This window comes from Pseudomonas sp. B21-017, assembly GCF_024749245.1.
In the GTDB taxonomy this organism is placed as follows: domain Bacteria; phylum Pseudomonadota; class Gammaproteobacteria; order Pseudomonadales; family Pseudomonadaceae; genus Aquipseudomonas.
This window is the reverse complement of record NZ_CP087194.1, coordinates 1,343,760-1,363,136: the sequence shown is the minus strand read 5'-3', so window position 1 is coordinate 1,363,136 and position 19,377 is coordinate 1,343,760. Positions and strand designations below refer to the sequence as shown.

General features: G+C 60.3%; 19 protein-coding genes. 11 read left to right on the top strand and 8 right to left on the bottom strand.

What is annotated here, in order from left to right; genetic code table 11:
* Positions 1 to 6 precede the first annotated feature (6 nt).
* On the bottom strand, positions 7 to 183 hold the full coding sequence (locus LOY28_RS05935; protein ID WP_258613212.1) for a hypothetical protein: 177 nt from the start codon (positions 181 to 183) through the stop codon (positions 7 to 9).
* 81 nt (positions 184 to 264) lie between these two features.
* Positions 265 to 1,113: a formyltetrahydrofolate deformylase gene (gene purU / locus LOY28_RS05930; RefSeq protein WP_018926525.1), complete on the bottom strand. Its 849-nt coding sequence runs from the start codon at positions 1,111 to 1,113 to the stop codon at positions 265 to 267.
* 327 nt (positions 1,114 to 1,440) lie between these two features.
* Between purU and mvaT the strand changes: the two genes are divergently transcribed.
* Entirely contained in the window at positions 1,441 to 1,818 is a 378-nt protein-coding gene (gene mvaT, locus LOY28_RS05925) for a histone-like nucleoid-structuring protein MvaT (RefSeq protein WP_007933316.1), read from the top strand.
* Between the two features lie 98 nt (positions 1,819 to 1,916).
* Here the strand turns inward: mvaT and sbcB are convergent, their stop codons facing one another.
* The gene (gene sbcB / locus LOY28_RS05920; RefSeq protein ID WP_086944493.1) at positions 1,917 to 3,347 is read right to left on the bottom strand and encodes an exodeoxyribonuclease I; all 1,431 of its coding nucleotides are present in this window, start codon (positions 3,345 to 3,347) and stop codon (positions 1,917 to 1,919) included.
* Positions 3,348 to 3,530: 183 nt separating this feature from the next.
* Between sbcB and LOY28_RS05915 the strand changes: the two genes are divergently transcribed.
* The 8 genes from LOY28_RS05915 to LOY28_RS05880 all read left to right on the top strand — a co-directional run bounded on the left by LOY28_RS05915 (position 3,531) and on the right by LOY28_RS05880 (position 11,451).
* Positions 3,531 to 4,256, top strand: coding sequence for an RDD family protein (locus LOY28_RS05915; RefSeq protein WP_018926528.1), 726 nt, complete (start codon positions 3,531 to 3,533; stop codon positions 4,254 to 4,256).
* Positions 4,253 to 5,230, top strand: coding sequence for a stage II sporulation protein M (locus LOY28_RS05910; protein WP_064616342.1), 978 nt, complete (start codon positions 4,253 to 4,255; stop codon positions 5,228 to 5,230). Before LOY28_RS05915 ends, LOY28_RS05910 begins: the two co-directional genes overlap by 4 nt.
* Positions 5,217 to 6,761 (top strand): DUF4129 domain-containing protein, encoded by a 1,545-nt coding sequence (locus tag LOY28_RS05905; protein ID WP_258613211.1) that lies wholly within the window; start codon positions 5,217 to 5,219, stop codon positions 6,759 to 6,761. The genes LOY28_RS05910 and LOY28_RS05905 overlap by 14 nt, the downstream gene beginning before the upstream one ends.
* Positions 6,758 to 7,921 (top strand): DUF4350 domain-containing protein, encoded by a 1,164-nt coding sequence (locus LOY28_RS05900; protein WP_258613210.1) that lies wholly within the window; start codon positions 6,758 to 6,760, stop codon positions 7,919 to 7,921. The genes LOY28_RS05905 and LOY28_RS05900 overlap by 4 nt, the downstream gene beginning before the upstream one ends.
* Positions 7,918 to 8,919, top strand: a complete 1,002-nt coding sequence (locus LOY28_RS05895; protein WP_064616339.1) for a MoxR family ATPase — start codon at positions 7,918 to 7,920, stop codon at positions 8,917 to 8,919. The genes LOY28_RS05900 and LOY28_RS05895 overlap by 4 nt, the downstream gene beginning before the upstream one ends.
* A gap of 148 nt (positions 8,920 to 9,067) precedes the next feature.
* Positions 9,068 to 10,399 carry a DUF58 domain-containing protein gene (locus LOY28_RS05890; RefSeq protein ID WP_258613209.1) on the top strand — a complete coding sequence of 444 codons (1,332 nt, stop codon included), beginning with the start codon at positions 9,068 to 9,070 and terminating at the stop codon, positions 10,397 to 10,399.
* 142 nt (positions 10,400 to 10,541) lie between these two features.
* Positions 10,542 to 10,790, top strand: a complete 249-nt coding sequence (locus LOY28_RS05885) for a hypothetical protein (RefSeq protein WP_064616337.1) — start codon at positions 10,542 to 10,544, stop codon at positions 10,788 to 10,790.
* A gap of 274 nt (positions 10,791 to 11,064) precedes the next feature.
* Positions 11,065 to 11,451 (top strand): DUF6124 family protein, encoded by a 387-nt coding sequence (locus LOY28_RS05880; RefSeq protein ID WP_370741096.1) that lies wholly within the window; start codon positions 11,065 to 11,067, stop codon positions 11,449 to 11,451.
* A gap of 53 nt (positions 11,452 to 11,504) precedes the next feature.
* Here LOY28_RS05880 and LOY28_RS05875 read toward each other — a convergent pair whose 3' ends face one another.
* The gene (locus tag LOY28_RS05875; protein ID WP_258613208.1) at positions 11,505 to 11,864 is read right to left on the bottom strand and encodes a PilZ domain-containing protein; all 360 of its coding nucleotides are present in this window, start codon (positions 11,862 to 11,864) and stop codon (positions 11,505 to 11,507) included.
* A gap of 237 nt (positions 11,865 to 12,101) precedes the next feature.
* A complete protein-coding gene (locus tag LOY28_RS05870; RefSeq protein WP_018926536.1) occupies positions 12,102 to 12,476 on the bottom strand; it encodes a tol-pal system YbgF family protein in 375 nt (124 codons plus the stop codon).
* A gap of 173 nt (positions 12,477 to 12,649) precedes the next feature.
* Here LOY28_RS05870 and pyk point away from each other — a divergent pair, with 173 nt between their 5' ends.
* Positions 12,650 to 14,101, top strand: a complete 1,452-nt coding sequence (gene pyk / locus LOY28_RS05865; RefSeq protein ID WP_018926537.1) for a pyruvate kinase — start codon at positions 12,650 to 12,652, stop codon at positions 14,099 to 14,101.
* A 97-nt stretch (positions 14,102 to 14,198) separates the two neighbouring features.
* Here the strand turns inward: pyk and LOY28_RS05860 are convergent, their stop codons facing one another.
* The 3 genes from LOY28_RS05860 to LOY28_RS05850 form a co-directional block, all read right to left on the bottom strand.
* The gene (locus LOY28_RS05860) at positions 14,199 to 14,948 is read right to left on the bottom strand and encodes an enoyl-CoA hydratase-related protein (RefSeq protein ID WP_258613207.1); all 750 of its coding nucleotides are present in this window, start codon (positions 14,946 to 14,948) and stop codon (positions 14,199 to 14,201) included.
* A 132-nt stretch (positions 14,949 to 15,080) separates the two neighbouring features.
* On the bottom strand, positions 15,081 to 16,016 hold the full coding sequence (locus tag LOY28_RS05855) for an iron-sulfur-binding ferredoxin reductase (RefSeq protein WP_258613206.1): 936 nt from the start codon (positions 16,014 to 16,016) through the stop codon (positions 15,081 to 15,083).
* Positions 16,009 to 17,115 (bottom strand): diguanylate cyclase, encoded by a 1,107-nt coding sequence (locus LOY28_RS05850; RefSeq protein WP_026286454.1) that lies wholly within the window; start codon positions 17,113 to 17,115, stop codon positions 16,009 to 16,011. Before LOY28_RS05850 ends, LOY28_RS05855 begins: the two co-directional genes overlap by 8 nt.
* A gap of 566 nt (positions 17,116 to 17,681) precedes the next feature.
* On the opposite strand from LOY28_RS05850, the gene LOY28_RS05845 reads away from it, so the two are divergent.
* Positions 17,682 to 19,205: a fumarate hydratase gene (locus tag LOY28_RS05845; protein ID WP_007938826.1), complete on the top strand. Its 1,524-nt coding sequence runs from the start codon at positions 17,682 to 17,684 to the stop codon at positions 19,203 to 19,205.
* Positions 19,206 to 19,377 lie beyond the last annotated feature (172 nt).

Below are 19,377 nucleotides of genomic sequence, written 5' to 3'. Positions count from 1 at the left end.
GTCTTTTCAGGCCCCCCTGGCTGTATCGTCGGAATCGTCCTGCAACTGCTCCCACAACTCGGCGGCGCCGGGAAACTCCGTGCCGTCTTCGGGGCTCAGGTCGTCCGGATCGTAGCGGCTCAAACAGCCCTCGCCCAATGTGGCGGGCGCCTTGGAAACGGCTTTATCCAGCGGATCGGCCATGGTCATGTCCTCGGTGCAGAAACGGCGAAGGGCCTGAAGCGATTGAACGCCCAGGCCCTTCGGATTTCAACCGTATGGTTGTCAGAACACGACGGTTTTGTTGCCGTGCACCAACACCCGGTCTTCCAGGTGGTAACGCAGGCCACGGGCCAGCACCATTTTCTCGACGTCACGACCGAAGCGCACCATGTCTTCAATACTGTCGCTGTGGCTGACACGCACCACGTCCTGCTCGATGATCGGACCGGCGTCCAACTCTTCGGTGACATAGTGGCAAGTGGCACCGATCAACTTCACACCGCGCATCGAAGCCTGATGATACGGCTTGGCGCCGACGAACGACGGCAGGAAGCTATGGTGAATGTTGATGACTTTGTGGGCATATTCGCTGCACAAGTCGGGCGGCAGAATCTGCATGTAACGAGCAAGTACCACCACTTCGGCGTCGTGCTGTTTGACCAGGCGCGAGACTTCGGCGAAGGCCGGTTCCTTGTCCTGCGGGTTGACCGGTACATGGTAGTAAGGAATACCGTGCCACTCGACCATGCTGCGCAAATCGTCATGGTTGGAAATCACGCAGGCGATTTCGCAGTCCAGTTCGTCGCTGTGCCAGCGGTGCAACAAGTCAGCCAGGCAATGGGACTCACGGCTGGCCATCAACACCACGCGCTTCTTCTGCTCGGTGTCGGTGATGCGCCAGTCCATCGAGAACTCTTGGGCAATCGGTGCAAACGCTTCGCGAAAGGCTTCGATACCGAAAGGCAGCGAATCGGCACGAATTTCGTGACGCATGAAGAACCAGCCACTCTGATTGTCCGAGTGATGGCTCGCTTCAGTGATCCAGCCGTTATGTGACGCCAGAAAGTTACTGACTTTAGCAACGATACCGACGCGGTCCGGGCAAGCAATCACCAGCCGAAAAGTGCGCATGAGGGGGAAACTCCAGAACTTCGCAAAGGCCGCCATTCTAGCGATTGCGCAGCAAAACTGCAGTATTGATGACGCGCGGCTGCAGATTGCGGTCATCGGCACAGGTTCCGACGGTGCCATACGCCAGTGCATGGTGCTCTTGTAGCCAGCCTTCAAGAGGTTAACTGTGAATATTTGTGACGCTATTTAACTGCCTCTCCAATGTGTGTCCTATTCACCGCAACTAATTTAAGTAAAACTTCGGTTAAATGTTTACTTGATGAAACACCCTGACTATTATTGTCGCACTGTCACCCTGTCATCCAGCGCCAACATAAGGTAGTCCTCATGTCCTTGATCAACGAATATCGCGCCACCGAAGAAGCTATCAAAGAGCTGCAAGCCCGTTTGAAGAACCTGTCCCAAGACGACAAACTGCAAACCGAGCTGGAATTCGAAGGCAAATTGCGCACCCTGATGGGCGAATACTCCAAATCCCTGCGTGACATCATTGCCCTATTGGATCCAGAGTCCAAAACCAAGGCTCCACGTGGCGGCGCAGTAAAAACTACTGGCACCAAGCGTGCTCGCAAAGTTAAACAATACAAAAACCCGCACAACGGCGAAGTCATCGAAACCAAAGGTGGCAACCACAAAACTCTGAAAGAGTGGAAAGCCAAGTGGGGCGGTGACGTGGTTGAAGGCTGGGCTACCCTGCTGGGCTAAGCCGCAAGCACGTCGCAGACTGATCCGCGACCAAAAGAACGCCAGCAAATGCTGGCGTTTTTTTATGCCCGGAATTCAATCGCAAGTCATTTTCGTTTTCAAATATTCAAACGTTTGCGTAATGCCTGGACATGAATCTGCCATTCATCCAGAACCTCTTGCTGAAACGATGTAGGACTAATCGTCAATTGGGCGGCAGCTGTCAGAAAACTTTCCAGCGTATTGGGAGCGCCCCACTCCGGCACGGACAAACGCTGCTGACAAAATATTCGCCAGCGTTCTTGCTCTTCCAGGCTCAACGTATCCGGAAAGTTGCGTGCGCGATAACGAAACAATAATTCGGGCAAACGTTCATCATCGAAAGGCCACTGCTCTTGTGCTAATTGCGCAGGGTCGGCGGCTCTGACTTGCTCACATAGACGCCGATCCCGATCGCCGATAAAACCGTCGTATAACTGTTGCTCGGGGTCCAGGCTCGCGGCGAAATCCTCGCGGGCATAAACTCCCGAGACTTTATCTTGCCAAAGTTGTTGTGCGGCACTTAGCCGCAGCGCCCGTTCCTGATAGAGCGCCATGTCCAGCCCCAAACGTTGCTGATCTTCGGGACGAAGTACCGATAACGGCGCCACAACCGGGCACTTGTTGATGTGTATGAGCTTGAGCGGCACGGGCAGTTCGCCTTCGGCCAGATCGTCACGGCGTGTATAAAGCCGCTGACGCAAGGTTTCGGTATCCAGATCGAGCAGCCCCTGAGGGTCCAGGTGCAGGTCACAGACAATCAGCGCGTTGCGATTGCGTGGATGCCAGGCCAGTGGCAGTACCACGCCGACATAATGGCGGGCCGCCGAAAAGCGCCCGGAAATGTGCACCATCGGCTGCAACAGCCGAATCTGGTCCATCACCTTTTGTTTGCTGCGCAACTGAAACAGCCAGTCATACAACTTCGGCTGTTTTTCACGAATCAGACGCGCCAGGGCGATTGTGGCGCGAACATCCGACAGTGCCTCGTGGGCATTCCCGTGATCGATGCCGTTGGCGGCGGTCAGGCGTTCGAGCTTGAGCGTCACCCGCCCTTCGTCATCCGTGGGCCAGACGAAGCCATCGGGACGCAACGCATAAGCCGCGCGCACGATGTCGATCAGGTCCCAGCGGCTGTTGCCGCCCTGCCACTCCCGTGCGTAGGGGTCGAAAAAGTTTCGATACAGGCTGTAACGGGTCATCTCGTCGTCGAAACGCAGCGTGTTGTACCCTGCCCCACAAGTGCCGGGCAGGGCGAGCTGGGCATGAACCCGTGTCATGAAATCGGCTTCGCTCAAACCTTGCTCGGCCAGAAGGCCAGGCGTGATACCGGTGATCGCGCAAGCCGCCGGATGCGGCAGGATGTCGTCACTGGGCTGGCAGTAGAGATTGACCGGCTCGTCTATTTCATTGAGATCGAAGTCGGTGCGAATCCCCGCCACTTGCAACGGACGGTCGCAACGGGGGTTGATGCCAGTGGTTTCGTAGTCGTACCAGAAGATCGAGGTCACGGGTTGTTCCTGAACAGAAGACCGGCGAAGTCTAGGCGCACACAGGCTGCCTCGACCAGAAATGTTGTCATTCAATCACCTCCGGCCGCATACCGTGCAATACATAGTTATGTCGTTTCCCCCCGAGAGGCTGCTAGCATCGAACGGACATCGAATCGCAAACCGGCCACAGCAAGGTTGCCCATGCTCGAGACCACAGCACTGCCACGGAAAGCAACGCTGGCCCCGCCACTGGATACGCGGTATCAGGTCGAAACGCCCGAAGGCATCGACTTGCCACTGCGCCCGGCCGGGTTGATGGTCCGTGCGCTGGCGTTCACCATCGACCTGGGCCTGCGCGGGTTGATCCTGGGCCTGCTGTTCATGGTGCTGGCGTTCCTCGGCAAACTCGGCGCGGGGCTTGGCTCGATTTTGCTGTTCGTGGTGAGCTGGTGGTACATGGTGCTGTTCGAGGTGCTCAATCAGGGGCGCTCGCCGGGCAAACAATGGATGGGATTGCGCGTGGTGCACGACGATGGCACCCCGATCGGCTGGTCCGCGTCCTTGCTGCGCAACCTGTTGCGATTTGTCGACATGTTGCCGTTCGGCTACTTCCTCGGGGCGATCAGTTGCCTGCAACATCCCACCTTCAAACGCCTCGGCGATCTGGCCGCCGGCACGCTGGTGATCTACCGCGAACAACCGCTCACCCGACCGCAGTTACCCGATGCCCCGCCGCGCCGTGCCGCTTTCGCGCTGACGCTGACCGAGCAACGCGCCATCCTCGGGTTTGCCGAGCGCCAGGGTGAACTCTCCGAGGCGCGGGCAGGTGAACTCGCCTCGATACTCGCGCAACCGCTGCACGTTTCAGCGCCGCAGGCCGTGGCCGAACTCAACGGCATCGCCCGCGGACTGTTGGGCCCGACATGAAGCAAAGCCTATTCGAAAGCCGCCACAAGACCGAATGGGAGCAGTTTGCACTCATGCTCGAACGGCTGGAACGCGGCAAGGAAACCTCGCGAGTCGCCAGCTTCCCCAGCGACTATCGACGGCTCTGCCAACACCTGGCCCTGGCTCAGGAGCGTGGTTACAGCAGCTTTTTGGTCGACTCGTTACAGCAACAAGTGCTGCGCGGGCATCAACAGCTTTATCGGCATCGCAGTTGGCTGAGGGCCAACGTACTGAGCTTCATCCTTGCCGACTTCCCGCGACTGGTGCGCGAACAATGGCCCTTCGTGCTTGCCGCCAGCCTGATATTTTTTGGCAGCCTGATTGGCATCGGGCTGCTGGTGTATCTGTTCCCGGAACTGGTCTACAACCTGATCCCGGCCGAGCAGGTCAGTGAGATGCAAAGCATGTACGACCCCGTCGCCGGTCATCTGGGGCGCTTGGCAGAACGGGCGGCCAGTGAAGACTGGGAGATGTTCGGTTACTACATCATGCACAACATCGGCATCGCGTTTCAGACCTTCGCCAGCGGTTTGCTGTTTGGCCTGGGCAGCGCGTTTTTCCTGTTCTTCAACGGCTTGATGATCGGTGCGGTGGCCGGGCACCTGACGCACATCGGCTACGGGCAAACCTTCTGGTCATTCGTGATCGGGCACGGCGCCTTCGAACTGAGCGCCATTGCCCTGGCCGGTGCCGCCGGCCTGCAACTGGGCTGGGCGTTGATCGCGCCGGGACGTTTGCCCCGCGCCGAAGCCCTGCGAGTGGCGGCGAGCAAGAGCGTGTTGCTGATTTGCGGGGTCATGCTGTTTTTGTTGATTGCAGCGTTTATAGAAGCCTACTGGTCGTCGCGGACCGGAGTCACGCCGCTGACCAAATACCTGGTCGGCGCAGCGCTCTGGGTGTTGGTCGCGACTTATCTGCTGTTTGCCGGACGGACCCGCCATGCGCCTGAGTGACGCCAGTGCAGTGATTCGCCCACGCACAAACTGGGAAGCCATGGACCTGGGGGTGCTGCTGAGTCAGCGCCATCGACGCCTGTTGATGACCAGTTGGGCGATCGTGACCCTACCGATTTTTACCTTGCTCAGCTTGATGCTGTGGGAGTCGCCCTCCCTCGCCCTGTTCCTGTTCTGGTGGCTCAAACCGGCGTTCGACCGGCTACCGCTGTACATCCTGTCCAAAGCCATGTTCGGCGAAACACCCACACTGAAACAGGCCCTGCGCCAATGGCCGCGCCTGCTCCCGCCGCAACTGCTGGCCAGCCTGACCTGGCGCCGCCTGAGCCTGAGCCGCAGCTTTCTGATGCCGGTGGTACAACTCGAAGGCCTGGAGGGCGAAGCACGACAACAGCGTTTACGCGTGCTGTTGCAGCGCAATGCCGGTGCCGCGCAATGGCTGACGATCATCGGCGTGCACCTGGAAACCGCGTTGTGGATCGGCCTGATGGTGCTGTTCTACATGCTCTTGCCGCTGCAGGTCGAACTCGACTGGGGCTGGCAGACCTTGATTGCCGCCGCCACACAAGACTGGCGCTGGCTGGAGCACCTGACCAATGCTTTTTACGCCCTGGTGCTGGTGGTCTGGGAACCGATTTATGTCGCCTGTGGTTTCAGCCTTTACCTGAACCGGCGCACACGGCTGGAAGCCTGGGACATCGAACTGGTGTTCCGCCGCTTGCGCCAACGCCTGAGCAGCGCAGTCATCACGCTACTGCTGGCGGCGTTTGTGCTGGTGCCGACGGGGCAAAGCGTATGGGCCGCCGAACCGGGCATGTCACCGGACAGCCCGCGTCTGCTGGAGCAACCGCTGACCAGTCAGGCATCCCGAGACAGCATCAAGGCCATCCTCGATCAGCCACCGTTCAAGAACAAGGAAACGGTGACCCGCTATCGGTTTGGCGAAGACAAGCCCAACGACGATACTGCGCACGGTGGTCAAACACCCGCCTGGCTGAAAGCGCTGTTCAGTTTGCTCGACAGCCAACGTTTCGGCGCATTGGCCAACCTGATCGAGGTGTTGCTGTGGGGCGCGGTGATCGGCGCCATTGGCCTGTTGATCTGGCGTTACCGCGACTGGTTGCAGGCGTTCGTCAGCCGCCGGCCAGCGCTCAACCGAAAAGTGACGCGACCATTGCCGCAGCAGGCGTTCGGCCTGGACCTCAACCGCGAAACCCTGCCCGCCGATATTGCGGCCAGCGCCGAAAGCCTCTGGCAAACCAACCCGCGTGAAGCCCTTGGCTTGCTCTATCGCGCCTTGCTCAGCCACTTGTTGAACGACTTCGACATGACGCTCAAGCCCGCCGACACCGAAGGCGAAGTGCTTCAGCGCGTTGAACATTTGAAGCAACCGGCGTTGCTGGCCTTCAGTAAAAGCCTGACCGCACACTGGCAGAACATGGCCTACGGGCATCGCCTGCCACCGGCGCATTTGCAACAGGAACTGTGTGACGGCTGGCGCGCATTGTTCGGCCCCGGAGCGGTCCGTTGAATCGCAGGGCATGGCTGGCGGTCGGCGTGTTCATCGTCGTGCTCTTGGGTGCGCTGAGTGTTTACCTGTATTTCAAGGCCACACCCTATCAGGTACAAATCGAACACGGCCCGTCCCCTGAAGCCCAGGCCAATCCCTACCTGGCCGCCGAGCATTTTCTGCGCAAACAGGGCCTGACCGTCAGCCATGCCAACAGCCTCGACATCCTGCCGACCCTCGAACCGCGTCAGCACAGCCTGTTGTTGCTCGGCGACCGCTCGAACATGTCGCCGCGCCAGGTGGATCAGGTGTTGAACTGGACCCGGGCCGGTGGGCGCCTGGTATTCGTCGCCGAAGCCCTGTGGGATGAAAAGACCGACCAAAGCAATGACCTGCTGCTCGACCGGGTGCAGTTGCACCAGTTCCTGAGCAAAGACCTCAAGGACTCGCCTCCCGATCTGCGCGATGATCCCTACCCCAAACTGACCAAGCTCTATCTGGAAAACGAAGAGGCGCCGGCCTACTTCAGCTTCGATACCGCGTTCCACCTCGACGACCCGAAAAACCTCGCCCAGGCCTGGGCCAACAGTGGCAAGGCCACGCACATGATGCAGCTGAGCCACGGGCTGGGTTCGATCACCGTGGTCACCGATGCCGACCTCTGGAAAACCCCGGCCATCAACCAGTACGACAACGCCTGGCTGCTGTGGTACCTGACGGCCGACACCGATGTGACCCTGCTGTTCAATACCGAGCACGACAGTCTGCTGACCTTGTTGTGGCGTTACTTTCCCCAAGCCCTGGTGGCCCTGATCGCCTTGATCGCTTTGGGTTTCTGGCACGTTGGCGTGCGCAGCGGCCCTTTGCTGGAGCCGGCCCCAAGGGCGCGTCGGCATCTTCAGGAACACCTGCGCGCAAGCGCCGATTTCATGCTGCGCCGCAGCGGTCAGCACAGCCTGTTGCACGCCTTGCAGCAAGACATCCTGCGTCGTGTCCGCCACCGTCATCCCGGTTTTGAACAACTCGGCGTCGCCGAACAATGGCTGGTGCTCGCACGCCTGACCGGCCACCCCACACGCGCCATCAGCCAGGCCATGAGCCCGCGACCGAAACAGCGGCTGTCCAGCGCTGAATTCAGCCGTCAGGTCGCCCACCTGCAAACCTTGAGGAACGCCTTATGAGTGAACAGATCGAGCCCGGCACCCAGACCCACGCCGCCCAGCAGCGCCAGCGCGCCGGCCAGTTGGCCCAGGCGATAAGAACGGAGTTGCAAAAAGCGGTGATCGGCCAGAACACCGTAATCGATGATGTGCTCACCGCCCTGATCGCCGGCGGCCATGTGCTGCTCGAAGGCGTGCCGGGGTTGGGCAAGACGTTGCTGGTGCGCGCCCTCGCCCGTTGCTTCGGTGGCGAATACGCCCGCATCCAGTTCACCCCGGACCTGATGCCCAGCGACGTCACCGGGCACGCGGTGTACGACCTGCAAACCGAGCAATTCAAACTGCGCAAAGGCCCGTTGTTCACCAACCTGCTGCTGGCCGATGAAATCAACCGCGCCCCGGCAAAAACCCAGGCCGCGTTGCTCGAAGCCATGCAGGAACGCCAGGTCACCCTCGAAGGCCGCGCCCTGCCCATCGCCCAACCGTTCATGGTGCTGGCCACGCAAAACCCCATCGAACAGGAAGGCACTTACCCGTTACCCGAAGCCGAGCTCGACCGCTTCATGCTCAAGGTGCGCATGGACTACCCCGAGGCCGATCAGGAACTGGACATGGTGCGTCAGGTCAGCCGCTCGACCCGCGCCGACATGCTCGATGTACAACCGCTGCGCACCGTGTTGCAAGCCAAGGACGTGCTGGCCTTGCAGCGCATTGCCAGTGACCTGCCGCTGGACGATCAGGTGCTCGATTACGCCGTGCGCCTGGCCCGCACCACCCGCACCTGGCCAGGCCTGACTCTCGGCGCCGGGCCTCGCGCCTCCATCGCCCTGGCACGTTGCGCCCGCGCCCGCGCCTTGTTGCGCGGGGGCGAGTTCGTGATTCCCGACGACATCAAAGGTTGCGCCCTGGCGGTACTGCGTCACCGCGTGCGGATTGCCCCGGAGCTGGACATCGAAGGGCTGGACGTCGATCAGGTGCTCAAGCAACTGCTCGACCAAGTGCCGGCGCCACGCCTGTGAACATGGCCATCCGGACCACCCCTGTGGCGAGGGAGCTTGCTCCCGCTGGGCTGCGAAGCGGCCCCAACATTTCTGATAGGGCGAAGAACTTGCCAGCGCTGCGCACTGGAGCGGGAGCAAGCTCCCTCGCCACAGGAACTGTGTGCCGATGAAACCATCCCGGCTTCTACTGGCCTGGCTTGCGGCCTTGCTAGCCATCGGCATCGTGCTGGGCGCCTTACGGGCGCTGGACATCGCCGTTCCATCTAGCCTTTTATCGATCAACTGGGGATTACTGCTGGCCCTGCTGGCCCTGGCGATACTCGACGCCATTCGCCTCAAGCGTTTGCCCTCACCGCGCCTCCAGCGACAAATGCCCGGCAGCCTGGCACTCGGTCGATGGAGCGAAGTGCGACTGGAGGTCGAGCATGATTTTACCCAGCCACTGAACATTCAGATCTTCGACCACGTACCCGACGGCCTGAGCGTCGAAAACCTGCCCCTGTCGGTCGAACTGCAACCCGGCCAACAGAGCCAGATCAGCTACCGCCTGCGCCCGCTCATGCGCGGCCATTTCAGCTTCGAATACTGCGAAATCAACCTGCCGAGCCCCATGGGGTTGTGGTCCGACAAACGCCTGCTCAACATACCCGACACCACCCGCGTCTACCCCGACTTCGCCCGCCTCTACGGCGGCCAGTTGCTGGCGGTGGACAATTGGCTCAGCCAACTCGGCGTACGCCAGCGCCAACGTCGCGGCCTGGGCCTGGAATTCCATCAACTGCGCGAATTCCGCGAAGGCGACAGCCTGCGCCAGATCGACTGGAAAGCCACCGCCCGCCAACGCACCCCCATCGCCCGTGAATACCAGGACGAGCGCGACCAGCAAATCATCTTCATGCTCGATTGCGGCCGTCGCATGCGCAGCCAGGACGGCGAGCTCGCGCATTTCGATCACGCCCTCAATGCCTGCCTGCTGCTCAGCTACATCGCGTTGCGCCAGGGCGACGCGGTGGGCTTGAGCACCTTCGCCAGCAACCATCCGCACTACCTTGCCCCGGTCAAGGGCACAGGCCAGCTCAATGTGTTGCTCAACACCGTCTACGACCTCGACAGCACCCAACGCCCGGCCGACTACCAGGCTGCCGCCACACAGCTACTGGCCCGACAAAAACGCCGGGCACTGGTAGTGCTGGTGACCAACCTGAGGGATGAAGACGACGAAGAGCTGCTGACTGCGGTCAAACGCCTGAGCAAACTGCATCGGGTGTTGGTGGCGAGCCTGCGTGAAGACTTGCTCGACAATCTACGGCACGCCCCGGTGCAGACCTTGCCTGAAGCGCTGGCCTATTGCGGGACGGTGGATTATTTGAATGACCGGGCGCAGCTCCATGAGCGGTTGAGTGCTCATGGAGTGCCGGTGGTGGATGCTCGGCCCCAAGAGTTGGGGGCCGAGTTGGTGACGGCGTACTTGGGGTGGAAAAAAGCTGGAACGATGTAACGTCGAATCGTATATAAAATCGTCATATCACGATGCCGACATGGATATGACGTGCGAGCACGTACTACAAGCCCTCAATCCGGGTACTTACGAAAACCAGTCCCACTCAACAACCTGAAAGCTCTATCGCAAGGAATCCATCATGGACGAGACAAAACTATTTGCTTCAGTGCTAACGCAGATCAATGAGAACCAACTGGCTTTGGGGGCCGCTATAGAAGAACTATCGAATTGGATAGCGCAACGAGGTGCTACCGAAATAGCGGATAACATCCGATGTGCATTGCAAGCGATAGATCGAAACCAAGAATTCATCTCTTTGGCACTTATTTCTATCTCCACCGATTTTAAAGAATCACAAGCTCCAAAAAAGCATGACCCTAATGACTAGCTAACCATCAAGAGTCGTAATTCTCCTCGGCTGTTACCCGATGCTCCTCATCGGGTAACAACTGACGTTCATGGTCAGTAATATGCTTGTTGTCCTCCTCCCGACTTCTCGAATAGCAGCGCTAACGGCTACAGAATGAAGCGCATCTGCCTACAAGTGTCAGCGACCCAGGCTGATTGTGGGTGGTGTCCGTCCCAACATAAGGTTCTCCTTCCCTCGCTGCCGTCCATTCGTCTACCTCCGAATCGGCGGTAGCTCCAACAAGGAGTTAACCGTGTCAATGCCTCGACCCAATTCACTCAATACCATCCCGCGTTCCCCCTACGGAACCCTCGACTCAAGAAAACTCCAAGACGCTGCCAACAGGGCTCTAGATCACTATCTCAAACAGGAAAACACTGAGCCGCGTTTTGCCAACGAACGCCCCACCGAGGAACGATCCATGAAAATGTTCACCGTTGTCCCCGATGCCAATCCCGAAGCCTTGACCATCGAGACCTACGAAACCTTTTCGACGGTCAGCATTCTGCTACTCGACCTGGCGGAAAGCCTGGACGACAAGCCGCGGCATCTGGCCATGGCAATTTACCGGATGAGTGAGTTGGGGCTGATGCTGGTGGAACGGTCGCTGGATAACGAGAAGGCGATTAAAACGACGTAGCGACGAATCCCAGTAGCAGCAGGCTGCGCCAGCTGCTACTGGTTGCGGATTTGTCAGGCTGAAGCAGGCAATGGCTGAAAGCTGAAATACTGCGTCAACGCCTCCACCAATTGCCCGTACTCCGGCGGTGCCCGTTGCAGGCTGAACCCGGCGTCGTAATGATGGGGCGTGACGTCTTCATGGCACCACAGACAACACGCCTTCAGGTCAATGATCTGCTGGCAGCCGTCGCTGGCGGGGATTTTCAATCGCAGGTCAAAGTCGACGCCCACCATTATCGGCAACTGGCTGATAAGCATCAGCCCGTCGTTGGACAAGTTGCCCAGAAAGCCGATGGGTTTGTCGGTGACGCTGTTGAACACTTTCAGAAAATACGGCAGTTGATGCCGCTCGATCCGGCGGTCGGTAAACATGCGCAAATGGCCCAGCAAGGCCCTTAAGCAGGGCCGCACTAATGCTTCGGAACGTGCCGGCTGCTTGATAAGCCTGGGCGCGCTCTCCCCGATCCTGGTGCGTCAGCCCTTACAACGCTGACGTTTACTGCTGCCGATCACAGGTATCACCCCGGTTTAGAGGCAAGGTTCTAAAACCGATCTCTTGGACTATAGCTCACCACCGCCGGGCGGCCAGCCGTTGCATGACAGCGGCCATCAGAACTGCGTCGGGCGCACGGCCGCCGCGCTGCGCGCTGGGTAATGGCCCAGGCTCTGCAAGGTTTCCAGACGGGCACGGGCGCGATAGGCATATTCGCTTTGCGGGTACGAGGCAATGATGAACTGATAAGTCTGCGCCGCATCGATGAACAGCTTCTGCCGTTCCAGGCACTGGCCGCGCATCATCGACACTTCCGGCTGTACGTAGCGGCGGGAACGACTTTCACGATCGACCTTGGACAGTTCGAGCATCACCTGTTCGCAGTTGCCGCGTTCGTAGGCGCTGTAGGCATTGTTCAAATGATGGTCCATCGACCAATGGGTGCAGCCCGCAGCACTGAGGGCAAGGACGGCAATGAGCACGAATCGCATAAGGGGATCTCCTGTCTTGCGCTCTGTATCGACCCGTTGTCGGAAATCTTCAGGATGGCGTGCTGCAAAGTTGTCACGTTCAATAAAGAAAGCAATAAGTAGTGCAAACGAACAATGACTACACCCAAAGACCATAGTAGCCTCTGCTAGCGCTTGAACTCAGGAGTCTTTGCATGTCCGTTCGTCGTACCAAAATCGTCGCTACCCTTGGCCCGGCCAGTAACTCGCCGGAAGTTCTCGAACAGCTGATTCTGGCTGGCCTGGACGTCGCCCGCCTGAACTTCTCCCACGGCACCCCCGACGAGCACAAGGCTCGCGCGAAGCTGGTGCGTGACCTCGCTGCCAAGCACGGCCGCTTCGTCGCCCTGCTGGGTGACCTGCAAGGCCCGAAAATCCGTATCGCCAAATTCGCCAACAAGCGGATCGAGCTGAAGATCGGTGATCAATTCACCTTCTCCACCAGCCATCCGCTGACCGAAGGCAACCAGCAAGTGGTCGGCATCGACTACCCGGACCTGGTGAAAGACTGCGGCGTGGGCGACGAGCTGCTGCTCGACGACGGCCGCGTGGTGATGCGCGTCGACACCGCCACCGCCACCGAACTGAACTGCACCGTGACCATCGGCGGCCCGCTGTCGGACCATAAAGGCATCAACCGTCGCGGCGGTGGCCTGACGGCACCGGCCCTGACCGAGAAAGACAAGGCCGACATCAAGCTCGCCGCCGAAATGGAAGTCGACTACCTCGCCGTGTCCTTCCCCCGTGACGCCGCCGACATGGAATATGCCCGTCAACTGCGCGACGAAGCCGGCGGCACCGCCTGGCTGGTGGCGAAGATCGAACGCGCCGAAGCCGTGGCCGACGACGAAACCCTCGACGGCCTGATCAAGGCCTCCGACGCGGTGATGGTGGCCCGTGGTGACCTGGGTGTGGAAATCGGCGACGCTGAGCTTGTGGGCATTCAGAAGAAAATCATTCTGCACGCACGTCGCCACAACAAGGCCGTGATCGTCGCGACCCAGATGATGGAGTCGATGATCCAGAACCCGATGCCGACCCGCGCCGAAGTGTCCGACGTAGCCAACGCCGTGCTCGACTACACCGACGCCGTGATGCTCTCGGCCGAAAGTGCTGCTGGCCTGTACCCGCTGGAAGCGGTGCAAGCTATGGCGCGCATCTGCATCGGCGCTGAAAAGCACCCGACCAGCAAGACCTCCAGCCACCGCATCGGCAAGGAATTCGAGCGCTGCGACGAGAGCATCGCGCTGGCAACCATGTACACCGCCAACCACTTCCCAGGCGTGAAAGCGATCATCGCGCTGACCGAAAGCGGCTACACCCCGCTGATCATGTCGCGTATCCGCTCGTCGGTGCCGATTTACGCGTTCACCCCGCACCGCGAAGCCCAGGCCCGCGCAGCGATGTTCCGTGGCGTGTACACCGTTCCGTTCGACCCGGCCTCGCTGGCACCGAACGAAGTCAGCCAGAAAGCCATCGACGAGCTGGTCAAGCGCGGCGTCGTGCAGAAAGGTGACTGGGTGATCCTGACCAAGGGCGACAGCTACCACACCACCGGCGGTACCAACGGCATGAAGATCCTGCACGTGGGCGACCCGCAGGTCTGAGTGACCGATTGCTGAAAAACAAAAGCCCCGCCATGTGAATGGCGGGGCTTTTTTCGTCTGTGGTGATCGTTCCCACGCAGAGCGTGGGAACGATCGGTTAGTGTTTGCTGATAAACGCTGACAACGCCGCCATCGCTTCCGGCGAGCGCAACCGCTGGGTGAACAACGCGCCCTCTTCTTCTATGACCTGGCGCAGCTGTTCCCGGTCCGGCGCTTTCATCAATTGCTTGCTGATGCGCACCGCTTCCGGTGGCAATGACTCGAACCGCAACGCCATCTCCCGCGCCTTGGCCAACGCCGCCTCGCCACTGCCCAAGGCCTCAGTCGCAATGCCCCACGCCGCAGCCTGTTCACCGCTGAACCCTTCACCCAACAGCAACAACTCCGCCGCTTTGGCCTGCCCAAGCAAGCGCGGCAGGATCAGGCTGGAGCCGAACTCCGGGCATAACCCCAGATTGACGAATGGCATGCGCAACCTCGCAGCCGCACTGACATAAACCAGATCGCAATGCAGCAGCATCGTCGTGCCGATCCCCACCGCCGCGCCGGCTACCGCAGCGATCACCGGCTTGCGGCACTCAAGAAGGCCGAGCATGAAGTGGAACACCGGGCTGTCGAGGTTGCCCGGCGGTTGCTGGATGAAGTCGGCGATGTCGTTGCCAGCTGTGAAGCATTCGGCGCTGCCGGTGATCAGCACGGCGTTGATGTCGGGATCGCTGTCGGCAAGCCGCAAGCCCTCCGCCAGTTGACTGTACATGGCGCGGGTCAGGGCGTTTTTCTTTTCCGGGCGGTTGAGGCGCAGGGTCAGTAAACCGCGCTCACGTTCAAACTGGATGGCGTCGGGCATGGCGTGTCCTGATCTGAGAGGATCAACTGTGGCGAGGGAGCATGCTCCCGCTTGAGTGCGCAGCGCTCACAAACTTTTGGGGCCGCTTCGCAGCCCAACGGGGGCGAGCCCCCTCGCCACAGCAATCAGCGCTCAACCATGGGGGACAAAGACATCCGCCAGCAGTTGATTGCGCGGCAAACCCGCCAGGTACAGGCGCCGGGCAAAGGCGTCGACGCTGTCGGGTGCTCCGCAGACTAAGGCCAGGGTTTGCCGGGAAACAAGGCGCAGTTGCGCCAAAGCCGCGGGCAACTCGGCCGCCGTCCACAGCTCGACATTAAGGTTTTCACGGCCCTCGGCCATGGCTTGCAGGGGTTTGGCCAGATAATGCTCACTGGCATCATGGGCCAGGTGAATGACGCGGATGGCGCCCTGGTGATGCTGACGCAACGCTTCGCGCAAGATGCCGAACAGCGGCCCCAGACCGGTGCCAGCCGCCAGCAACCACAGCGGTCGGGTGTGCCAGTCCGGATCGTAATGCAGCGCCCCGCCGCGCAACTCGCCGAGGCGGATCGGATCGCCGATTCTCAAGCGACGCGCCGCGTCACTGAACTCCCCCGGTTGACGGCAATCGAGGTGGAATTCCAGAAAGCGGTCTTCTTCCGGCAGGCTGGCCAGGGAATATGGCCGCGCCACCTGCCCCGCCCACAACACCAGATGCTGCCCCGCCTGATAGCGCAACGGGCGCTCGCTGGTCAGGCGCAAGCGCAATACGCTGGCGCTCAGCCAATCGCTGGCGACCACTTGCGCGGCAAGACCATCGCGCAACGGGTCAAAGGTTTCGACTTGCAGATCGTCAACCACCTGGCACTGACAGGCCAACCGCCAACCCTGTTGGCGCTGTTCATTGCTCAAGGCATCGGGACGGCTGTCGCTGGGCAGGCCCTCGACACATTTGACCAGGCACGCGTGGCAACTGCCGGCGCGGCAGCTATAGGGCACCGGCACGCCGTTTTGATTGAGGGCATCGAGCAGGTTACTGCCCGCCGCCACTGCCCATTGGCGTTCGCCGACCCGTAACTCAGGCATCGACATTCTCCCAGGCGGCCGCGCAACGGTTACGGCCGTCACGCTTGGCGCGGTACAGCGCCTGATCGGCGCGGTGCAAGGCGTGATCCAGATCGTGGCCCAGTTCCAACAAGGTCATGCCCGCCGACAGGCTGAGATGGGCGATCTCCAGGCCGACCAATTCGACATCCATGAAGGCTATGCGCAAGCGCTCGCAACAGGCCGTCAGGCGCTCGGCATCGCAATCGGGCAACAGCACCACGAATTCTTCACCGCCGTAACGGGCCAGAATATCGCCATCGCGCAGGCAGGCCGTGGCCACTCCGGCGAACGCTTGCAGCACCTGATCACCGGCGGCGTGGCCGTGAACATCGTTGATGCGTTTGAAGTGGTCGAGGTCGATCAGCGCCAGGCCATGCACCACACCGACTTCCATGGCATTCAACTCGCGGGAGGCCAGGCGCAGGAAATGCCGGCGGTTGAACAGCCCGGTGAGTTCGTCGGTCGCCACCAGGCCTTCGAGCTGGCGCATCATCCCGCGCAGGGTGTCTTGATGCGCCTGCAAGGCGAACCGCCGCTGCCGCATACGCTGGCGCGACACCTGGACGTAACGGGCATAGAGCACCAGCCAGCCGAGTACCACAAACAGCACGCACACCTGCAACAGGGACTGCGTCGGGTCGTGCAGCTCGAAGTGGTAGAGCTCCCATAACGTGATGGCGCTGAAACTGAAAAACACCAGCAACGCGCAACGCACAAAAGCAATACGCGACAGATGAAACAGCCCGAACAACAGGATCAGCAGGTAAAACACCAGAAACGCACCGCGCGCCTCGTCCAGATGGGCGATCAGCCAGGATTGCCAACCCAGCCCCAGCAGAATTTGCACTTCGGTCAGGCTGGGGTCGGAACACCGCAGGTTCGTGCCGCTGTAAAACACCGCGAACAACACGGCCTGACTGAACACCGTCAACACGCTGCCGATCACCATGCCAGCAAGGGAGTCGTTGTAATGGCCGGTGAAAAACGCCAGCCACACCAGCAGCAAGGCCAGGGCATAAGTGCCGGCCGCAAGGGCAAAGCGTTTGAGCAAAAGCCGCTGGATGGCGTTATGGGTCAATCGTTGATTCACCGTGCGAAAGGAGGCTGTCAGAGTGTCCTACTCTACAGGCCGGATGCCACTTTAGTGGCGAGTCTGATAAATGACCATTCAATTTTTGTGGCGAAAATCTGGCGTCAAACCCATGACCCGCTTCCTGTGAGTCGAGCCTTGCTGCATTCCAGGTAGCAGCTGCCGAAGACTGCGTTCGCTGTAGCAGCTGTCGAGCTTGCGAGGCTGCGTTCGGCTGCGAAGCAGTCGTGAATCCGGCTGACACGGTCTGCCTGACATACCGCAAATCTCTGATATTGCGACTGCTTCGCAGCCGAACGAAGCCTTCGGCAGCTGCTACAGGTTCGCGTTGTGCGGCTATATCAGGATTCGTGGCGATCCGCACCGGCGATGTATGCGACCAACGTTTGACTGTCAACAGATGTACCCGCCTTTGATGCGCGGTATACTGCCGCGCCTTTTTAGCGTCGCGCCAGCATGCCCGGCGTGCCTTGAAAGGTGTCTGCGACCGACCGATGCACCCAAGCCGCAGGCACCTTATTGAATGTTCCCGTCTTTTAGAGGAGCGCGACTCGATGACCGTGATCAAGCAAGACGACCTGATTCAGAGCGTTGCTGACGCACTGCAATTCATTTCTTACTACCACCCCGTGGATTTCATCCAGGCGATGCACGAGGCCTACCTGCGTGAAGAATCGCCGGCAGCCCGCGATTCCATCGCGCAAATCCTGATCAACTCGCGCATGTGCGCCACCGGCCACCGCCCGATCTGCCAGGACACCGGCATCGTCACCGTGTTCGTGCGCGTAGGCATGGACGTACGTTGGGATGGCGCCACCATGGGCCTGGACGACATGATCAACGAAGGCGTGCGCCGGGCTTACAACCTGCCGGAAAACGTCCTGCGTGCCTCGATCCTCGCCGACCCGGCGGGCGCTCGTAAAAACACCAAGGACAACACCCCGGCCGTTATCCACTACTCCATCGTTCCGGGTAACACCGTGGAAGTGGACGTGGCGGCCAAGGGCGGCGGTTCCGAGAACAAGTCGAAAATGGCCATGCTCAACCCGTCCGACTCGATCGTCGACTGGGTTTTGAAAACCGTTCCGACCATGGGCGCCGGCTGGTGCCCACCGGGCATGCTCGGCATCGGCATCGGCGGCACCGCCGAGAAAGCCGCCGTGATGGCCAAGGAAGTGTTGATGGAATCCATCGACATTCACGAGCTTAAAGCACGCGGCCCGCAGAACCGTATCGAAGAGATGCGCCTGGAGCTGTTCGAGAAGGTCAACCAACTGGGCATCGGTGCCCAGGGCCTGGGCGGTCTGACCACCGTGCTCGACGTGAAGATCATGGATTACCCGACCCACGCCGCCTCCCTGCCGGTGTGCATGATCCCGAACTGCGCCGCCACCCGTCACGCGCACTTCGTGCTCGACGGTTCCGGCCCGGCCTCGCTGGAAGCGCCACCGCTGGACGCCTACCCGGAAATCGTCTGGGAAGCCGGCCCGTCGGCCCGTCGCGTCAACCTCGACACCCTGACGCCGGAAGAAGTGCAGAGCTGGAAGCCGGGCGAAACCGTCCTGCTCAACGGCAAGATGCTCACCGGTCGCGACGCCGCGCACAAGCGCATGGTCGAGATGCTGAACAAGGGTGAAACCCTGCCGGTGGACCTGAAAGGTCGCTTCATCTACTACGTCGGCCCGGTTGATCCGGTGCGCGAAGAAGTGGTTGGCCCGGCTGGCCCGACTACCGCTACGCGGATGGACAAGTTCACCCGTCAGATCCTCGAGCAAACCGGCCTGTTGGGCATGATCGGCAAATCCGAGCGCGGCCCGACCGCAATCGAAGCGATCAAGGACCACAAAGCCGTTTACCTGATGGCAGTCGGCGGCGCGGCTTACCTGGTGGCGCAAGCGATCAAGAAATCCCGCGTGGTGGCGTTCGCCGAACTGGGGATGGAAGCGATCTACGAGTTCGACGTGAAAGACATGCCGGTCACCGTTGCGGTGGACAGCAAGGGTGAGTCGGTACACATCACTGGCCCTGCGATCTGGCAGCAGAAGATCAGCGAAAGCCTGGCGGTGGAAGTGCAGTAAGCGCTTCAGTCTGCCCGTACGGCCGGCTCATCGTTATGGATGACCCGGCCGTTTTTTTTATCCAGTGTCCAAACCGTTCGCGATAGAAAAACCTGGTACTTTGGCAACTCTCAAGCCTGTCAGTCGCCCGAACGATCGGTGAGTGCGCGAACAGGACGCCGAGCCGATCACC

What these genes read in the sequence shown, in the direction of transcription:
- LOY28_RS05845 (WP_007938826.1), top strand. Translation starts at nt 17,682, where the DNA reads ATGACCGTGATCAAGCAAGACGACCTGATTCAGAGCGTTGCTGACGCA.
- LOY28_RS05915 (WP_018926528.1), top strand. Translation starts at nt 3,531, where the DNA reads ATGCTCGAGACCACAGCACTGCCACGGAAAGCAACGCTGGCCCCGCCA.
- LOY28_RS05875 (WP_258613208.1), bottom strand. Translation starts at nt 11,864, where the DNA reads ATGTTTACCGACCGCCGGATCGAGCGGCATCAACTGCCGTATTTTCTG.
- LOY28_RS05870 (WP_018926536.1), bottom strand. Translation starts at nt 12,476, where the DNA reads ATGCGATTCGTGCTCATTGCCGTCCTTGCCCTCAGTGCTGCGGGCTGC.
- LOY28_RS05910 (WP_064616342.1), top strand. Translation starts at nt 4,253, where the DNA reads ATGAAGCAAAGCCTATTCGAAAGCCGCCACAAGACCGAATGGGAGCAG.
- LOY28_RS05890 (WP_258613209.1), top strand. Translation starts at nt 9,068, where the DNA reads ATGAAACCATCCCGGCTTCTACTGGCCTGGCTTGCGGCCTTGCTAGCC.
- LOY28_RS05855 (WP_258613206.1), bottom strand. Translation starts at nt 16,016, where the DNA reads ATGCCTGAGTTACGGGTCGGCGAACGCCAATGGGCAGTGGCGGCGGGC.
- LOY28_RS05935 (WP_258613212.1), bottom strand. Translation starts at nt 183, where the DNA reads ATGGCCGATCCGCTGGATAAAGCCGTTTCCAAGGCGCCCGCCACATTG.
- purU (WP_018926525.1), bottom strand. Translation starts at nt 1,113, where the DNA reads ATGCGCACTTTTCGGCTGGTGATTGCTTGCCCGGACCGCGTCGGTATC.
- LOY28_RS05895 (WP_064616339.1), top strand. Translation starts at nt 7,918, where the DNA reads ATGAGTGAACAGATCGAGCCCGGCACCCAGACCCACGCCGCCCAGCAG.
- pyk (WP_018926537.1), top strand. Translation starts at nt 12,650, where the DNA reads ATGTCCGTTCGTCGTACCAAAATCGTCGCTACCCTTGGCCCGGCCAGT.
- LOY28_RS05905 (WP_258613211.1), top strand. Translation starts at nt 5,217, where the DNA reads ATGCGCCTGAGTGACGCCAGTGCAGTGATTCGCCCACGCACAAACTGG.
- LOY28_RS05860 (WP_258613207.1), bottom strand. Translation starts at nt 14,948, where the DNA reads ATGCCCGACGCCATCCAGTTTGAACGTGAGCGCGGTTTACTGACCCTG.
- mvaT (WP_007933316.1), top strand. Translation starts at nt 1,441, where the DNA reads ATGTCCTTGATCAACGAATATCGCGCCACCGAAGAAGCTATCAAAGAG.
- LOY28_RS05885 (WP_064616337.1), top strand. Translation starts at nt 10,542, where the DNA reads ATGGACGAGACAAAACTATTTGCTTCAGTGCTAACGCAGATCAATGAG.